16 protein-coding genes are annotated in these 16,996 nt (G+C 73.9%); 14 read left to right on the top strand and 2 right to left on the bottom strand.

Features of this window, described 5'->3' with window-relative positions; genetic code table 11:
* Window positions 1-8 precede the first annotated feature (8 nt).
* Complete coding sequence (locus ACZ4V1_RS22400; protein ID WP_468338805.1) at window positions 9-803, bottom strand: pyrimidine reductase family protein; 795 nt, start codon at window positions 801-803, stop codon at window positions 9-11.
* A gap of 300 nt (window positions 804-1,103) precedes the next feature.
* Here ACZ4V1_RS22400 and zapE point away from each other — a divergent pair, with 300 nt between their 5' ends.
* From zapE to ACZ4V1_RS22330, 14 genes are all read left to right on the top strand, one after another.
* Window positions 1,104-2,234 (top strand): cell division protein ZapE, encoded by a 1,131-nt coding sequence (gene zapE / locus ACZ4V1_RS22395; RefSeq protein ID WP_468338803.1) that lies wholly within the window; start codon window positions 1,104-1,106, stop codon window positions 2,232-2,234.
* A 233-nt stretch (window positions 2,235-2,467) separates the two neighbouring features.
* Window positions 2,468-2,842, top strand: a complete 375-nt coding sequence (locus tag ACZ4V1_RS22390; RefSeq protein WP_468338802.1) for a hypothetical protein — start codon at window positions 2,468-2,470, stop codon at window positions 2,840-2,842.
* A gap of 77 nt (window positions 2,843-2,919) precedes the next feature.
* Complete coding sequence (locus ACZ4V1_RS22385; protein WP_468338800.1) at window positions 2,920-3,501, top strand: carbonic anhydrase; 582 nt, start codon at window positions 2,920-2,922, stop codon at window positions 3,499-3,501.
* An 8-nt stretch (window positions 3,502-3,509) separates the two neighbouring features.
* Window positions 3,510-5,006: a SulP family inorganic anion transporter gene (locus ACZ4V1_RS22380; protein ID WP_468338798.1), complete on the top strand. Its 1,497-nt coding sequence runs from the start codon at window positions 3,510-3,512 to the stop codon at window positions 5,004-5,006.
* Between the two features lie 106 nt (window positions 5,007-5,112).
* Window positions 5,113-5,913: a slipin family protein gene (locus ACZ4V1_RS22375; protein ID WP_468338796.1), complete on the top strand. Its 801-nt coding sequence runs from the start codon at window positions 5,113-5,115 to the stop codon at window positions 5,911-5,913.
* A gap of 89 nt (window positions 5,914-6,002) precedes the next feature.
* On the top strand, window positions 6,003-7,415 hold the full coding sequence (locus ACZ4V1_RS22370; RefSeq protein ID WP_468338794.1) for a PhoX family protein: 1,413 nt from the start codon (window positions 6,003-6,005) through the stop codon (window positions 7,413-7,415).
* A gap of 118 nt (window positions 7,416-7,533) precedes the next feature.
* On the top strand, window positions 7,534-9,069 hold the full coding sequence (locus ACZ4V1_RS22365; protein ID WP_468338792.1) for an FAD-dependent oxidoreductase: 1,536 nt from the start codon (window positions 7,534-7,536) through the stop codon (window positions 9,067-9,069).
* Window positions 9,070-9,165: 96 nt separating this feature from the next.
* On the top strand, window positions 9,166-10,023 hold the full coding sequence (locus ACZ4V1_RS22360; RefSeq protein ID WP_468338790.1) for a polysaccharide deacetylase family protein: 858 nt from the start codon (window positions 9,166-9,168) through the stop codon (window positions 10,021-10,023).
* A gap of 18 nt (window positions 10,024-10,041) precedes the next feature.
* Window positions 10,042-10,242: a hypothetical protein gene (locus ACZ4V1_RS22355; protein WP_468338788.1), complete on the top strand. Its 201-nt coding sequence runs from the start codon at window positions 10,042-10,044 to the stop codon at window positions 10,240-10,242.
* Window positions 10,243-10,449: 207 nt separating this feature from the next.
* Window positions 10,450-11,169 (top strand): peptidyl-tRNA hydrolase, encoded by a 720-nt coding sequence (locus ACZ4V1_RS22350; protein WP_468338786.1) that lies wholly within the window; start codon window positions 10,450-10,452, stop codon window positions 11,167-11,169.
* A gap of 313 nt (window positions 11,170-11,482) precedes the next feature.
* Complete coding sequence (locus ACZ4V1_RS22345) at window positions 11,483-12,055, top strand: GNAT family N-acetyltransferase (protein ID WP_468338784.1); 573 nt, start codon at window positions 11,483-11,485, stop codon at window positions 12,053-12,055.
* A 112-nt stretch (window positions 12,056-12,167) separates the two neighbouring features.
* On the top strand, window positions 12,168-13,493 hold the full coding sequence (locus ACZ4V1_RS22340) for an MbnB/TglH/ChrH family RiPP precursor modification enzyme (protein WP_468338782.1): 1,326 nt from the start codon (window positions 12,168-12,170) through the stop codon (window positions 13,491-13,493).
* Between the two features lie 117 nt (window positions 13,494-13,610).
* Window positions 13,611-14,405 (top strand): TIGR04222 domain-containing membrane protein, encoded by a 795-nt coding sequence (locus tag ACZ4V1_RS22335; protein WP_468338780.1) that lies wholly within the window; start codon window positions 13,611-13,613, stop codon window positions 14,403-14,405.
* Window positions 14,406-14,519: 114 nt separating this feature from the next.
* A complete protein-coding gene (locus ACZ4V1_RS22330) occupies window positions 14,520-16,145 on the top strand; it encodes an alpha/beta hydrolase (protein WP_468338778.1) in 1,626 nt (541 codons plus the stop codon).
* Window positions 16,146-16,254: 109 nt separating this feature from the next.
* Here ACZ4V1_RS22330 and hemQ read toward each other — a convergent pair whose 3' ends face one another.
* Window positions 16,255-16,992: a hydrogen peroxide-dependent heme synthase gene (gene hemQ / locus ACZ4V1_RS22325; RefSeq protein ID WP_468338776.1), complete on the bottom strand. Its 738-nt coding sequence runs from the start codon at window positions 16,990-16,992 to the stop codon at window positions 16,255-16,257.
* Window positions 16,993-16,996: the final 4 nt, after the last annotated feature.

Genomic DNA, 16,996 nt, shown 5'->3' with positions numbered 1-16,996 from the left:
CGATTTGCTCAGTCCCGGCGGTACCGGCTGAAGAGAAAGCCCTCCTCCTCCAGCAGGGACGCCAGCGCGAACCGCCGCGGGACCTCGACCGCGGGTCCGCCCGCGATGCGCTGGGCGTCACCCGCGGTGAGCATCGGCGAGACGGTCAGGCACAGCTCGTCGAGCACGCCGGCCGTCACGAACTGCCCCAGCAGCCGGGGTCCGCCCTCGGTCAGCAGCCGGGTGTGACCGAGGGCGACGAGCGCGTCGACGGCGCGGGCCGGGTCCACGCCGACGCCGTCACCGGCGATCACCACCCGGGCGCCGGCCTTCTCGGCGGCCGCGATGCGGTCCGGTGCCGCGGCCGCCCCGGTCAGGATCAGGGTGGGCACCATGGGCGAGGTGAACAGCGGCAGGGAGAAGTCCAGCTCCAGGCTCGCGCTGACCACCGCGATCGCCGGCGCGGGGCGCTGTCCGGCCGCCCGCCGCAGCTCCGCGAACTCCGCACGCGAGCGGGCCGGGCGGTAACCCTCCTGGCGTACGGTCTCGGCGCCCGCGACGACCACGTCCGCCAGGGCGCGCAGGGTGCCGAAGACGCGCATGTCGGCCGCGCTGGAGATGGGCTGGGACCGGCCGTCGTGCTGGGCGGCCCCGTCGAGGGTGGAGACCATGTTCGCCCGCAGCCACGCCCCCGGCGCCCCGTCCCGCTCGGGATAGGCGTAGGCGGCGGCCAGCTCGGCGAGGCTCCACTCCCGATCGGCCCCGTCGGAGCCCGGGCCGGCTGTCTGATCGGTCACAGATGTCACGGGGAACAGGCGTCGCATGCCGTGCAGTGTTCCACGCAGCCAAAACCCGAACCCGCCCAGCCGCCCAGCCGCGGGCGACGCCCCTCCCCCGGTGTCCGCAGGGCCGTGGGCGGCACGGGAGCACGCGGCGGCACCCCGCAGCGCCGGGCCGCGCACGCCACACCCGCCCGGCACCCGCACCCGCACCGGGCAGCACCGGCCCGGCCACGCCACGCACCGCCCGCACCACCCCCCACCGCCCCGCACCGCCCCGCACCGCCCCGCACCGCCCCAGTACGGCTACAGGCACCCTCGGGACAGGCCCTACCATGGACCCCCGTGTCGTCCTCCTCCCCCGCCCCCGGTTCCGCCCCCTCCGGTCGCCCCCCGATAGCCGGGGCGGCGCCCGGCGCCGCTGCGCTGTCCCTGTGCGCCCGCGAGCCCCACGTCCCCGCGGACCGCCTGGTCGCCGAGATGGTGCCCCCGCCCCGCTTCGACTCGGTCCGCTTCAGCACGTACCTCCCGGACCCGGACCAGCCCAGCCAGAGCGAGGCCGTACGGGTCCTGGAGGACTTCGCGACCGGGCTGGACGGAACCCCCGCCGCCACCGGCAGGCGCGGCTTCCTCGGCCTCGGCCGGAGCAGGGCCCCGAAGCCGCCCGCCGGTCCCCGCGGCGTCTACCTCGACGGCGGCTACGGCGTCGGCAAGACCCACCTGCTGGCCTCCCTGTGGCACGCGACGCCCGCCGAACCCTCCCGCAAGGCGTTCGGCACCTTCGTCGAGCTGACCAACCTCGTCGGCGCCCTCGGCTTCCAGCAGACCGTGCGGACCCTCTCCGGGCACCGCCTCCTGTGCATCGACGAGTTCGAACTGGACGACCCCGGCGACACTGTCCTCGTCTCCAGCCTGCTCGCCCGGCTCGTCGAGGCGGGCGTGGCGCTCGCCGCCACCTCCAACACGCTGCCCGGCAAGCTGGGCGAGGGACGTTTCGCGGCGGCCGACTTCCTGCGCGAGATCCAGGGCCTGTCCGCCCATTTCCGCGCCCTGCGCATCGACGGCGAGGACTACCGCCACCGGGGCCTGCCCGAGGCGCCGGCGCCGTACTCGGACGAGCAGGTGACCCGCGCGGCACAGGCCGCCGACGGCGCCTCCCTGGACGACTTCCCCGCGCTCCTCGACCACCTCGCCCGCGTCCACCCCAGCCGCTACGGCGCCCTGACCGACGGCGTCACGGCCGTGTGCCTCACCGGGGTGCGCCCGGTGCCGGACCAGTCGACGGCGCTGCGCCTCGTGGTGCTCGCGGACCGGCTCTACGACCGTGAGGTGCCCGTCCTGGCCTCCGGGCTGCCCTTCGACCGGCTCTTCAGCGAGGAGATGCTGAAGGGCGGGTACCGCAAGAAGTACTTCCGGGCGATCTCCCGGCTCACCGCGCTGGCCCGGGACGCGGCACGCCTCGTCGACGCGCCCTGAGCACGGCCGGAACAGCCGGTTCCCGCCAACCACCCACGAATTTCAGGCTCTCTTCAGCTCGTAACGCTACGTTAACCCTGCAAAGCTCTTTGCAGGGTTAACGTGTTTCTTGACCGCGCATTGACCATGCGTTGGCAGTACATTGACCTTGCATCGACCATGTGTCGGCACACGCCGCAGGCGTGAACTGCCTGGGAGGGGGGCGTATGTCACGAGGCGCGACGATCCGGTCAATGGTTCCGCTCCTCGCCGCCGTGCTGATCGCCCTGGTGGCCTTCACTCCCGGCACACCCTTCGCATCCGCGCATACGAGCCGTGATGCCGTGGCCAATGCCGACTCCGGAACCACCCTCTCCGGTACGGCACCGCACGACGAGACCGTCACCTGCCACGACGCCGGCCGCTCCGGGAACCCGAACAGCTCCCCGCGCGTGCGCGACCGGCACCGCAGCACCACCGCGCCCCAGCCCGAGGCCCCCGAACGCCCGCTTCTGCGGGAGCGCGGCCCGGCGACGCCCGAAGCCGCCATATCCGGCCGTGCGACCGGGCACCGGCCGAGATCAGCGCCGGACCACTCCCCGGCGGCACTTCAGGTCTTCCGCTGCTGAGGGACGGAACACCCCCCACCCCCTGTCCTGCCCATCCGACGCGCCCCCCACAGCGCGCCAGGAGGAATCACCGCATCATGCAGCCCCTCATCGACAACGCCCGCATGTTCGGACAGCGCCCTGAGGAGTTCGCCGGGCACGCCCAAGGCCAGTCGCCCGAAGTCCTGTTCATCACCTGCTCCGACTCCCGGGTCGTACCGGCCCTGATCACCGGCGCCCGGCCCGGCCAGCTCTTCGAGCTGCGTACCGCGGGCAACATCGTCCCGCCCTACGGCACCGAGCGCCCCTCCGGCGAGGCGGCCACCATCGAGTACGCCGTTGAAGTGCTCGGCGTCACCGACATCGTGGTCTGCGGCCACTCGCACTGCGGCGCCGTCGGCGCGCTGGTGCGCGGCGACGACCTGACCGCCGTACCCGCCGTGCGCGAGTGGCTGGCGCACGCCGCGGACGAGCCGAAGCCCTGCGACCCCGCCGACCCGACGGTCGCCGAGGCCGTGCAGCACCACGTCCTGGCCCAGCTGCTGCGGCTGCGCTCCTACCCCTGTGTCGAACGCCGGCTGACGGACGGCCGGCTGCGGATGCACGGCTGGTACTACGAGGTCCACACCGGGCTCGTACGCGAACACCACGCGGACACCGACACGTTCGAGACCCTGTGAGCGCCGGCGTGAGCACGGACGCCATATCCGGGAACTCCCGGAAGTTCCCGCATCTGCGACAGGACTTCACCGCCTCGCTCGTCGTGTTCCTGGTGGCCCTCCCGCTGTGCGTGGGCGTCGCCGTCGCCTCCGGCGTCCCGGCCGAACTCGGCCTCGTCACCGGCATCGTGGGCGGCCTCGTCACCGGCCTCCTGCCGGGCAGCAGCCTCCAGGTGTCCGGTCCGGCCGCCGGCCTGACCGTGCTGGTCTTCGGCGCGGTCGACGAGTACGGACTGCCCGCGCTCGGCGTGATCGTGCTGGCCGCCGGTCTGATCCAGCTCGTGATGGGCGCCCTGAAGCTGGGGCGCTGGTTCCGGGCGATCTCCCTCTCCGTCGTCGAGGGCATGCTGGCCGGTATCGGCCTCGTGCTCATCGCCGGCCAGCTGTACTCGGCGGCCGGTCTCGAGGCGCCCGCCTCCGGCCTCGACAAGCTCACCGGCCTGCCCGGGGCCGCGGCCGACGCGCTGGGCAGCAGCGAGGCGCTCACCTCGCTCGCCCTCGGCGCCGGCACCGTCGCGGTGATGGTGCTGTGGAAGCGGCTTCCGAAGCGTGCGCGGGCCGTGCCGGGCGCGCTGGCCGCGGTCGCCCTCGCCACGGCGGTCACGGCGGCCTTCGGCCTGTCGGTCGCGACGGTCGAGGTGAACGGCCTGCTGGACTCCGTCCAGCCGCCCGGCGCCGACGCCTTCGGCGAACTGGCGAGCGTGGGCATCCTCGGCACGATCGTCGCCTTCACCCTGATCGCCTCGGCGGAGAGCCTGTTCAGCGCCGCCGCGGTGGACCGGCTGCACAACGGCCCGCGCACCGAGTACAACAAGGAGCTGATGGCGCAGGGCGCCGGCAACACCGTGTGCGGCATGCTCGGCGCGCTGCCGATGACCGCGGTCATCGTGCGCAGTTCCGCCAACGTCGGCGCCGGCGCGCGGACCAAGGCGTCCCGGGTGCTGCACGGGGTGTGGCTGCTGCTGTTCGCCGCGCTGCTGCCGTCCACGCTGGCGCTGATCCCGCTGCCCGCGCTGGCCGGCATCCTGGTCCACGCGGGCTGGAAGCTGATCCCGTTCCGCGGCATCGTGTCGCTGTGGCGCGGCCACCGGGGCGAGGCGCTGATCCTGGTGGTCACGGCCGTGTCGATCGTCGCGGTGAACATGTTCGAGGGCGTGCTGATCGGTCTGGCCCTGTCCGTGGCCAAGACCGCCTGGGAGGCCTCGCACCTCAAGCTGGAGGTCGTCGACAAGGGCGCAGGCCCGGTCCAGGCACACCTGTCGGGCAACGCGACCTTCCTGCGGCTGCCGAAGATCCTGGAGAGCCTGGAGGCGCTGCCGCAGGACCGCCCGGTCGAGCTGGACCTGTCCGGGCTGCACCACCTGGACCACGCCTGCCGCACCGCGCTGGAGAACTGGGCCGAGCGGCACAGCGCCACCGGCACGGACCCGGTGAAGGTCACCGACCCGGCGACGGCGGACGTGTAGTCCCGTCGGCAGACCGGAGGCCCGGTCCGGGGCATGGCCTCGGACCGGGCCTCCGGCATATCGTGACAGGAGAGGGCGAAACGGTCCTCAGGGCGAGGAGGTCGCCATGCTCCAGGAACTGCTGACCGCGGCTGCCGCCGCCGGAAGCGCCGGGGTGCTGTACGTCGCCTCGGCGGCGCGGATCGTCAAGCAGTACGAGCGCGGGGTCGTCCTCCGGCTCGGCCGGCTCGCCGGTGAGGTGCGGAAACCCGGCTTCACCCTGATCGTCCCGGTGGTGGACCGGCTGCACAAGGTCAACATGCAGATCGTGACGATGCCGGTGCCCGCCCAGGAGGGCATCACCCGGGACAACGTGACCGTCCGCGTGGACGCGGTCGTCTACTTCAAGGTGGTCGACGCCGCCTACGCGCTCATCCGCGTCGAGGACTACAAGTTCGCCGTGTCCCAGATGGCGCAGACGTCGCTGCGGTCCATCATCGGCAAGAGCGACCTGGACGACCTGCTGTCCAACCGGGAGAAGCTGAACCAGGGGCTGGAGCTGATGATCGACAGCCCGGCCGTCGGCTGGGGCGTGCAGATCGACCGCGTCGAGATCAAGGACGTGTCGCTGCCCGAGACCATGAAGCGCTCGATGGCCCGGCAGGCCGAGGCCGACCGCGAGCGGCGGGCCAGGGTGATCAACGCCGACGCCGAGCGCCAGGCCTCCAAGGTGCTCGCCGAGGCGGCGCGGGAGATGTCGGAGACACCGGCGGCGCTGCAACTGCGGCTGCTGCAGACGGTGGTGGCGGTCGCCGCGGAGAAGAACTCGACGCTGGTGCTGCCCTTCCCGGTGGAGCTGCTGCGGTTCCTGGAGAACCCGCAGCGGGTACCGCCCGACCAGACGCTCGAGCGGCCGGCCGGCATGTGACGCGTGTAGCGCGCGTGGTTCCCGGGGAACGTGCCAGGTGATAGACACGGCGGGGTCACAATCCTGTCCGCCAGCAGGAAGGCCGCCCCATGTCCAGTTCTCCGTCCGGTCGCGACACGACCCGGCGCCAGGTACTCGCCCGCACCGGCGCCCTCGGCGCGGGCATCGCCTTCACCGGAGCCCTCTCCGAACTCTTCGCCGGTACCGCCGCCGCGCAGTCCCTGGGCCACACCGGCTACGGCCCGCTGGTCCCCGACCCCGACGGCCTGCTCGACCTGCCCAGAGGGTTCCGCTACCGGGTCCTGTCCCGCGAAGGCGACCAGCTGCGCTCCGGCGAGGGCCCGGTCCCGTCCAACCACGACGGCATGGCGGCCTTCGCCGCGCGTTCCCGGGGCCGCCACGGCGGCCACCACGGCGGCGTCCACCTCGTCCGCAACCACGAGAACCGCGAGGACGGCAGGATCCCCGTCCCCACGGTGCGCGGCCTGACGTACGACCCGGAAGGCAAGGGCGGCTGTACCACGCTGACCCTGGACTCCCGGGGCCACGTACGGGACGAGCGGGTCGCGATCGCCGGTACGGCGGTGAACTGCGCGGGCGGCCCCACCCCGTGGCACACCTGGCTGACCTGCGAGGAGACCGAGGACAAGGCCGGCACGAACGGCTACACCAAGGACCACGGCTTCATCTTCGAGGTCGACCCGGCCGACCCGCACCGAACCGGCGCGGTGCCGCTGACCGCGATGGGCCGCTTCCAGCACGAGGCGATCGCCGTGGACCCGCGGCGCGGCGTCGTGTACGAGACGGAGGACGCGTTCGAGCGGCCGTTCGGCCTCTTCTACCGGTTCCTGCCCGAGAAGCCGCTGGGCGGGACGGGCTCGCTGCGGGCGGGCGGCCGGCTCCAGGCGATGCGCGTGCCGGGCGTGCCCGACCTGTCGTCGATCCAGGAGACGGGTGCCTGCTTCGACGGCGTCGAGTGGGTGGACGTGCCCGACCCGCTGGCCGCCGGGACGCCGATCCGCTTCCAGGACTTCGGCCGGGGCGGCATCACCCACGCGCAGAAGCTGGAGGGCTGCTACTGGGGCGGGCGCAGCGTGTACTTCGTGTCGTCCTTCGCCCACAGCGACGAGGGTTCGGCGGCCGACCACTACGGTCAGATCTGGCGCTACGACCCCGAGCGGCGCCGGCTGACCCTGGTGATCGTCTTCGGCCCGGACACCGACGTGCAGCTCCCCGGTGAGTCCCCCGACAACATCTGTCTGGCCCCGAGCGGCGGACTCATGGTCTGCGAGGACGGCGGGGGCGCGCAGCACGTCTACGGCGTGACCAGGCGCGGCGAGGTGTACGCGATGGCCCGCGGCGCCCAGAACATCGGGACGCCGCAGGAGCCGGAGTGGGGTGAGTTCGCCGGGGTCACCTTCTCCCCGGACGGCGACACGATGTACGTCAACTGCTACACGCCCGGCACGACGTTCGCGGTGACGGGCCCCTGGCGCAGGTAGCGGGGGGGCCGCCTGGCAGCGGCGGGCACGGCCGCTGCCAGGCGGCCCCGGCACACCTGCCGGCGGCCGGCGCACCGACCGGTCACTGAAGCCGCGGCTACGGGGTACTCGGGTCCGCATGACGCAGAACCCGCAGGTCAACGGCTCGTACTGGCTTCGTACGGCACCGGGCGGTGCGCCGCGCCCCGCCCTCGCGGAGGACCTCGACGTCGATGTCGCGGTGATCGGCGCCGGGATCGCCGGCCTCAGCGCGGCCTGGGAACTGGCACGGGCCGGGCGCGGTGTGGCGGTGCTGGACGCCGGGCGGATCGCCGCCGGCGTCACCGGCCACACCAGCGCCAAGCTGACCGCCCAGCACACCCTGGTCTACGACAAGCTGCGCCGCACCCGCGGCCCGGCGGGCGCCCGCCTGTACGCCCGCTCGCAGTCCGAGGCGATCGAGCACGCCGCCGAGGTCGTGGCCGAGCTGGGCATCGACTGCGACTGGGAGACCCGCAGCGCGTACACGTACGTCTGCGATGCGGGCCGCGTGGACGAGCTGCGGGCCGAGGCCGCCGCCGCGAAGGAGGCGGGGCTGCCGGCGTCGTTCGTGACGGAGACGGGGCTGCCGTTCCCGGTCGCGGGCGCGGTGGAGGTCACCGGGCAGGCCCAGTTCCATCCGCGCAAGTACCTGCTGGCCCTCGCCGGCGACCTGGAGGCGCGCGGCGGGCGGATCTTCGAGGACACCACCGTCCACGGCCTGGAAGAGGGCGAGCCGTGCCGGGTGCGGACCGAGGCGGGAGCGACGGTCACCGCCCGGGACGTGGTGGTCGCCACCCACTATCCGATCTTCGACCGGGCGCTGCTGTTCGCCCGCCTCTCGCCGCGCCGGGAGCTGGTGGTCGCCGGGAGCATCGAGGCGGACCGCGATATCGACGGCATGTACATCACGCCGGACGAGAACACCCGCTCGGTGCGTACGGCGCCCCTGGACGACGGAGGCGACGGCGCGGGCCGCCGGCTGCTCGTCGTCACCGGGGAGCACTTCACCCCCGGCACGGGCGGCACCCGGGAGCGCTTCGACCGCCTGTCCGCCTGGGCCCGCGAGCACTTCCCCGGAGTCGACCTCACGTACGCCTGGGCCACGCAGGACATCGACCCGACCGACACCGTGCCGATGGTGGGTCCGCTGCACCCGGGCGCGCACCACACGTACGTCGCCACCGGCTTCGGCGGCTGGGGACTGAGCGGCGGCATGATGGCGGGCCGGCTGCTCACCGCGCAGATCACCGGCGAGGAGTGCGCGTGGAGCGAGCTGTACGACCCGCGCCGGCTGCGCACGGCGGTGCGTGCGGCGCCGGCGTTCCTCAAGACCCAGGCCGAGGTCGCGCGCCACTTCGTAGGCGACCGGCTCAGGCCCTCGCCGCCGGTGGACGCCCTGCCGCCGGGCGAGGGTGCCGTCGTGCGGGCGGGCGGGGACCGGCTGGCGGTCTACCGGGACGAGGCCGGCGCGCTGCACGCCGTCTCGCCGCGCTGCACCCACCTCGGCTGCCTCGTCGACTTCAACGCCGCCGAGCGCGCCTGGGAGTGCCCCTGCCACGGCTCCCGCTTCGACACGGACGGCAAGGTGATCGAGGGCCCGGCGACCAAGCCGCTGGAGCAGCGGGACATCTGACGGTCGCCGCACCGCTCTGACCCGCGAGGGTGACCTTGCGGGCACGTCACCCTCCATTGTCATACATACACAACAACGTACTCATACGTTCGTACGGTGATCACTCTCGTACGACGCACGGCCGCCTTGTGCGCCCTGGGCGCCGCCCTCGCCGCCTGCGGAACCGCCGAGGCCCCGCCGGCCCCCCGTCCGGCGCCGACCGCGCCCTCCGCCGCCCCGCCGAAGCCGGTCCCGTCCCGGCCCCCGACGCTCGCCCCCGGCCCCGCGGGCCTGACCCCCGTCTTCGAGCACGGTCCGCGCGCGGCCGGCAAGACGGTCGCCCTCACCTTCGACGCGGACATGACCGCCGACCAGGGGCCGCGGGCGGCGGCGGGCGAACGGTTCGACAATCCGCCGCTGATCGCGACGCTGCGGAGGCTGAAGGTGCCGGCCACGGTGTTCATGACCGGGCGGTGGGCCGAGGAGTATCCGGACGAGGCCCGGTCCATCGGCCGGGACGCCCGGTTCGAGATCGCCAACCACTCCTACAGCCACTACGCCTACACCGACGACTGCTACGGCCTGCCGACCGTGTCCAGGGAGCGGATGCGCTCGGACGTGGAGCGGGCCTACGCGGCGTTCGAGAAGGCCGGGGTCCGCAACGCGATGCCGTACTTCCGTTTCCCCGGCGGCTGTTACGACAAGGCGGCCCTCGAGGAGCTGAGCGCCACCGGCGTCACCGCCGTGCAGTGGGACGTGGTGAGCGGGGACGCGTTCGCGACGGACGCGGAGGCGGTGGCCCGGCAGGTGCTGGACGGGGTGCGGCCGGGCTCGGTCGTCGTCATGCACTGCACGCGCAGCGCCGCCCCGGTGACCAAGGAGGTGGTGCGGACGGTCGTACCCGAGCTCCGCCGCAAGGGGTACCGCTTCGTGAGGGTCTCGGAGCTGGTCGGCGCCGCGAACGGCCGCGCCTGACGGGCCTACCCTGGAGGGATGAGCAGCGACGACGACACCGGTCCCGACGACTACTGTCTGCTGATCGACGCGCCCAGGCCGCCCAAGGCCGACGGCCCGCCCTACGCGGAGTGTGTGCTGTGCCGGGAGCCGACGGAGTACCCCGAGTCGTACAAGGGCGTCACCTTCTGCCCGGTCTGCGAGTGGCAGGAGGCCCAGCGCACGGCCTGCTCAGGCTGACCTGCGCGAGCTGAGCGCACCGGCCGCGGCGACCGCGGCGATGACGGCCGCCACGCCCAGCGGGAGCGGCGGCAGCGGTACCACGCCCGGCTTCGGCCCGGTGACCGGGCCGCTGACCGCCGTACCGACGGCGGACGCCGTCCAGCCGTGGCTCGCGTCGCACGGGGTCGTCCTCTCGCACGCGCGTGACTTGGCAGACTGGTGGGCGTGAGCAACGATCCGACGACTCCCGTCCCCGACAGTCCCTTCCGCCCCGAGCCCGGCGACCGCGACCTCGCGCCGCAGTTCGTGCTGCCGCTCGTCGTGCGCGTCGAGCGGGCGGCGCCGCCGCCGCGTACCGACGCGCTGGAGACCGCGGCCCGGGCGGTGCTGATGATGCTCGGCGACGAGCGGTCGACCGGCGACGGCGAGTGGGCGCGGGCGGTGCGGGACTGGCAGGACGCGCGCATCCGCAAGGTCGTGCGGCGGGCGCGCGGGGCCGAGTGGCGGCGGGCCGAGGCACTGCCCGGCATCACGGTCACCGGCAAGACGGCCGAGGTGCGGGTCTTCCCGCCGGTCCCCCTGGACGGCTGGCCCAAGGACCTGGCCCGCCTCCAGGTCTCCGGCACCGACCTCGACGACCCGGAGCCGCCGGTCGACGCCGACCTCTCCGCGCCGGTGCTCTGGATGAACCCTGACCTGGGCATGTCGGCCGGCAAGGCGATGGCCCAGGCCGGGCACGGCGCGCAGCTCGCGTGGTGGGAGCTGGACGACGAGGCGCGGTCGGCCTGGCGGGACGCGGGATACCCGCTGACGGTGCGCGTCCCGGACCCGGCTCGCTGGCACGCCCTGACGGCGAGCGGCCTGCCGGTGGTCCGCGACGCCGGATACACGGAGATCGCGCCGGGGTCGTGCACGGTGGTGGCGGACCATCCGGCGCTGCGGTAGCCGGCGACCCCGGTCCGCCGGGCGGGGCGCGGCGCGCGACCTGACCGCAGTGCGGTGACATGGCGCGTACGGCGGAGATCGAATACCCCGGTGTCACCGCCGAGCGGCACGACGGCGTCCGGGACACCGGCGGCATTCGCTCCGGACGCCCCGCCCCCGGCCTGTTCGCCCACGCGGGCCGTCGTCACGGCCGACGGCCCGCGTGCGGTGGACGCGTGGGAGGCCCGGGAGGCCCTCGATGGCTACCTGCCGGCCGGCCTGCCCGCCGTCGGGAGGCGGTGCGGGACCCCCTGCGCCGTGCCATCGTGGTGCCATGACCATCGACGTCCGCCCCGCCTCGCGCTTCGAGGACGTCCGGGTGCTGCTCGGTCCGAAGTCGCCGCGGTCCGACGTCTGCTGGTGTCTGAGCTACCGCGTCCCCTCCAAGGTCAACAAGGAGCTGCGGGGACCGGCACGCGGCGCCTACGTCGCCGAGTTGTGCCGCTCGGATCTCCCCCCGGGGGTGCTCGCCTACGACGGTGACGAGCCGGTCGGCTGGGCCGCGGTGGCACCGCGTGCGGACACCTCCTTCGCACGCAACCGCAAGATCCCGCACGTGGACGACCTGCCGGTCTGGTCGTTGTGGTGCGTCCGGGTCCGCCCCGGTCACCGGAAGAAGGGGATCTCGCACTCCCTGATCGCCGGGGCGGTCGACTTCGCCCGCTCCCGGGGCGCGCCGGCGATCGAGGCGTATCCGCTGGACAACGGGGCTGCCAGGGTCGACCTGACCATGGCGTACGCCGGACTCCGGAAGAACTTCGAACGCGCCGGGTTCGTCCACGCCGCCGACACCGACTCGGCGCTGGCCGGTCACCCGCGGGTGCTGATGCGGCTCGATCTGCGCTGACGGCCCGGCTCCGCCGCGAACCTCAAATGTTGCTCTGGACATGCCCTTTCCGGGGTTCGGCCCGGGCGGGACCGGCGATACCCCCGACATGTTCGCGGGAGGGGACGGAACCATGCGGCGAGTGGCACCACTGGGAACCGGCATCGGATGGCGTCCGGAGATCGCGGACGTCGTTGAGCGGATGCCCGGCATCGACTGGGTCGAGGCCGTGGCCGAGAACCTCTGTCCCGGGCATCTGCCCGACTCGCTGCTGCGGCTGCGCGAGCGCGGGGTGACCGTGGTGCCGCACGGCGTCTCGCTCGGGCTCGGCGGCGCCGGGCGGCCGGACCCGGGGCGGCTGGCGGCGCTGGCCGAGCGGGCGGAGGCACTGGGGGCACCGCTGGTGACCGAGCACATCGCGTTCGTCCGGGCGGGCGGGCCGCTGACCGCCTCCCCGCTCCTGGAAGCGGGGCACCTGCTGCCCGTGCCGCGCACCCGCGACGCCCTCGACGTGCTGTGCGAGAACGTGCGCGTCGCGCAGGACGCGCTGCCCGTGCCGCTCGCCGTGGAGAACATCGCCGCGCTCGTCTCCTGGCCGGACGAGGAGCTCACGGAGGGGCAGTTCCTGTACGAGCTGGCCGACCGGACGGGGGTGCGGCTGCTGATCGACGTGGCGAACCTGCACACCAATCACGTCAACCGCGGTGAGGATCCGGCCGAGGCGCTCGCCGAACTGCCCCTGGAGGCCCTCGCCTACGTCCATGTCGCGGGCGGGATCGAACGGGACGGCGTCTGGCACGACACCCACGCCCACCCCGTCGCGCGGCCGGTGCTCGACATCCTGGCCGACCTCGCCTCGCGGGTGGCGCCGCCGGGTGTGCTGCTGGAGCGCGACGAGGACTTCCCCGAGGGGGACGAGCTGGAGCGGGAGGTGGAGGCGATCCGCGGTGCCGTGGAGAAGGGCCGGGCGGCGGGTGCGGCGGGGCTCGCCGGAGGCGGGGCGGCGGCGCCACGAGCCGCGCGTGCCGAGTCCGGCGCCGGTGATGCCGTACGGCAGCGGCTCGGTCTGGCGCAGGCCGCGCTGCTGTCCGCGCTGGTCGCCGGGACACCCGTGCCCGAGGGGTTCGACCGGGTGCGGCTGGGGGTGCAGGCGCGGGCGCTCGCCGGGAAGCGGGCCGACGTGGTCGCCCGGGTCGCGCCCGAGCTGCCGGTGATCCTCGGTACGGGCTACCGGCCGGCCTTCCTCGCCTACGCCCAAAAGCGTCCGATGACCGGGGGCTACCGGCGGGACGCCCTCGACTTCGTCGAGCACCTGATGGGGAAGTGCCCTCCGCAGGATGCCGATGTGCGGCGCGAGTTGCGGGAGTGGTGGCTGGAGCGGTCGGGGCCCCAGCCGCGGGCGGAGCGTCCCGGCGTGCGGTGGGCCCGTGTGACCAGGCGTGTTCTGCTGCGCCGCTGAACCGGTCGGGCCGAGGCCCGGACATCACCAAACGGAACGTCACATACCCACAACACTGCGTCCCGACATGTGAACAGGGCATGGCGCCGGCGAAAGCCTTTGGCATAGAAGTACGGCATGTTCTGGGTCCTCCTGCTCCTGTCGGCCTGGGCCGTCGCCGGCCTGGCCTGCCTGCGGCTGTGTCTGGCCGCCGTGCGCGCGGCTGCCGTCGGCCCGCACACCGTCGGCCGTGAGCACGCCCTGACCTTGTACGAGGCGGCGTTCCTGGCCGGCGGCCCCCGGCGGGTCGCCGACCTGACGCTGGTCTCCATGGCACGCCAGCGCCGGCTGCTGCTCGCGCACACCGGCTGGGCGACCGTCGTCGACCCGCGTGGGCGGGACGAGATGGAGCGGTCGGTCATAGGGGCGATAGGGCCCGGTGGACAGTCCCGGATCGCGCCGGTACGGGCCACCGCGGCGACCGCGGACGCGGTGCGCCGCCTTGCCGAACGGCTGGTCGGCGCGGGCCTCGCCGTGCCGGACGGCGCCCGCAGCGTCGCCGCCGGGGTCCGGCGGGTGCGGGTCGCCGCGGTGACCGTGTGCGCGCTGGGCGGCGCCGCCCTGGTTCTGCCACTGCCGGCGGACCAGCCGCGGCTGCTGATCGCCCTGTGGTTCGCGCTGCCGCTCGCGCTGACCCTGGGGTGCCTCGCCATCACGCGGATGGAGGCCCACCCGTACTCGTACTGGGCCTCCCCCGCCGGGCAGCGGCTGATCGGTTCCCTCGTGCGGCACGCCGACGGCTCGGCGGACGACCGCGCCTACCTCACGTCGGTCGCCGTACGGGGCGTCCACGCGATCGGCGAACCCGACCTGCGCGCGGCCTTCGCCCACCGCGAGGAGTACGCCGGGGACTACTGGGAGCGCCAGGCCTGACGCGCCGGGGGCGCACGGAGGCACTCGGCGCCGACACCCGCGGGCGGTGCTTGCCCCGCCCGGTCGCCGCATCAAACATCCCTTCTGTCACACCGTGCACCGAAGGGATACGCGATGCGAGCTGCCGCCCTCTACTCGGCCGCCGGGTCCTTGCTGCTGACCACCCTCGCGGCCGCCCCGGCGGAGGCGAGGGCGGGGCTCTCGTCCGGGAGCGCCGAAGCGCGCGGCACGGCCGTGGCGGCGCAGCGGGCCGCGGTGGCAGGCGTCGACTTCGGAAGGTGTCCGGAAGCGGAGAACCTGCCGGACGGCATGCGCTGCGGCACGGTCGCCGTGCCCCTGGACTACGCGCATCCCGACGGGAAGCTGATCCGGCTCACCGTCAGCCGGATGCGGGCCACGCACAAGGACCCGGACAACAGCAAGCGCAAGGTGCCCGGGCAGGGCGCGCTGCTCTACAACCCGGGCGGACCGGGCGCCTCGGGCCTGTACTTCCCGCTGGTCGGCATGGTGCCCGAGTGGAAGCGGATCGCGGCGGCGTACGACCTCGTCGGCTACGCCCCGCGCGGGGTCGCGCCCTCCGCGCCGCTGTCCTGCCAGGACCCCGGGGACTTCTTCAAGGGGCCCCGGCCGGCGCCGACGCGGCCCTCGGACGCGTACAAGAGGCAGCGCGCCGCCGAGGCCGGGGCATACGCGCGCGGCTGCGCCGAACGTGCCGGGGACGCGCTGCGGCACTACCACTCCCTCAACAACGCCCGTGACCTGGAGGTCGTGCGGGCCGCGCTGGGCGAGCGGCGGCTCACGTTCATGGGCGCGTCGTACGGCACCTATCTCGGGGCGCTGTACGCCGAGCTGTTCCCCTCGCACGTGCGGCGGATGGTGTTCGACTCGGTGGTGAATCCGGACCCGGAGCAGGTCTGGTACCGCAACAACCTCGACCAGTCGGAGGCGTTCGAGGACCGCTGGTCGGACTTCAAGGAGTGGGTCGCCGAGCACGACGCCGTGTACGGGCTCGGGGACACGCCCAGGGAAGTGCAGAACGGCTACGAGGAGGCGAGCGCGCGGCTCGCGGCGGAGCCCGCGGGCGGGACGGTGGGCCCCGCGCAGTTGCAGGGGGCGTTCCTCGAAGCCGGGTACTACGACGACTACTGGCCGCACCGCGCCGAGGAGCTGTCGGCGTATCTGAAGGGGGATCCGCGGCCGCTGGTCGACCAGGCGGGGACGCGGACCGAGGAAGGGGCGGCCGGGGCGGAGAACTCCAGTGCCGTCTACACGGCGGTCGAGTGCAACGACGCGCCCTGGCCGACCGACTTCGCGGTCTGGGACCGGGACAACACGCGGCTGGCGCGCCGGGCGCCGTTCGAGACGTGGGACAACGTCTGGACCAACCTGCCGTGCGCCTACTGGCAGGCGCCCCGGCAGACCCCTCTCGACGTGCGCACCGGGCCGGGCGAGCTGCCTCCGACGCTGATCCTGGCCGCCGAGCGGGACGCCGCCACTCCGTACGGCGGGGCGCTGGAGCTGCACCGGCGGTTGTCGGGCTCGGTGCTGGTGACCGAGCGGGACGCGGGTACGCACGGCGTCGGCGGCGGTCCGAACGCCTGCGTCAACGGCTACCTGGAGGCCTACCTGCTGGAGGGCCGCCGCCCGGCGCGGGACGCGTCGTGCGCCCCGCGCCCGGAACCGGAGCCGAGGTCCGCGGCCGAGCCGGAGGCCGGATCCGCCGCGGCGCCGGCGGCCTGATCAGGCGAGCCCGGCCACCAGCTCGCCGATGTCCTTGCGGCGCCCCGTGCCCCGCCGCCCGGGGGACAACCCCCGAACCCCCGGCCGGCCCGGCAACCACGTCCGCCGGTCAGGCGAGCCCGGCCACCAGCTCGCCGATGTCCTTGCGGCGCCCCGTGTAGAACGGGACCTCCTCGCGGACGTGCATCCGGGCCTCGGAGGCGCGCAGGTGGCGCATGAGGTCGACGATGCGGTGCAGTTCGTCGGCCTCGAAGGCGAGGATCCACTCGTAGTCGCCGAGGGAGAACGAGGCGACCGTGTTGGCGCGCACGTCCGGGTAGCCGCGGGCCATCTTGCCGTGGTCGGCGAGCATGCGGCGGCGGTCCTCGTCGGGCAGCAGGTACCAGTCGTAGGAGCGCACGAACGGGTAGACGCTGATGTAGTTCCGGGGCGTCTCGTCGGCCAGGAAGGCCGGGATGTGCGCGCGGTTGAACTCGGCGGGGCGGTGCAGCGCCATGTTCGACCAGACCGGTTCCAGCGCGCGGCCGAGCCTGGTGCGGCGGAAGAGGTTGTACGCCTCCTGGAGCTGGTCGGCGGTCTCCGCGTGCCACCAGATCATGAGGTCGGCGTCGGCGCGCAGACCGGACACGTCGTAGGTGCCGCGGATCGTCACGTCCTTGGCGGCGAGCTGGTCGAACAGCTCCTGGACCTCGTCGGCGTAGCCCGCGCGCGCGGCGTCGTCGGGGAGCACGTCCTTGAGCTTGAAGACGGACCAGAGCGTGTAGCGGATGACCTCGTTGAGGTCCTTGGCCAGCTTGCCCTTGTTGGGGATCCGGTCGGCAGCGGGGGTGGAGGCGTCGTCACTCATGGCC

This window comes from Streptomyces sp. NPDC028991 (assembly GCF_055564775.1).
This window is presented reverse-complemented; position numbering and strand designations above follow the sequence as displayed.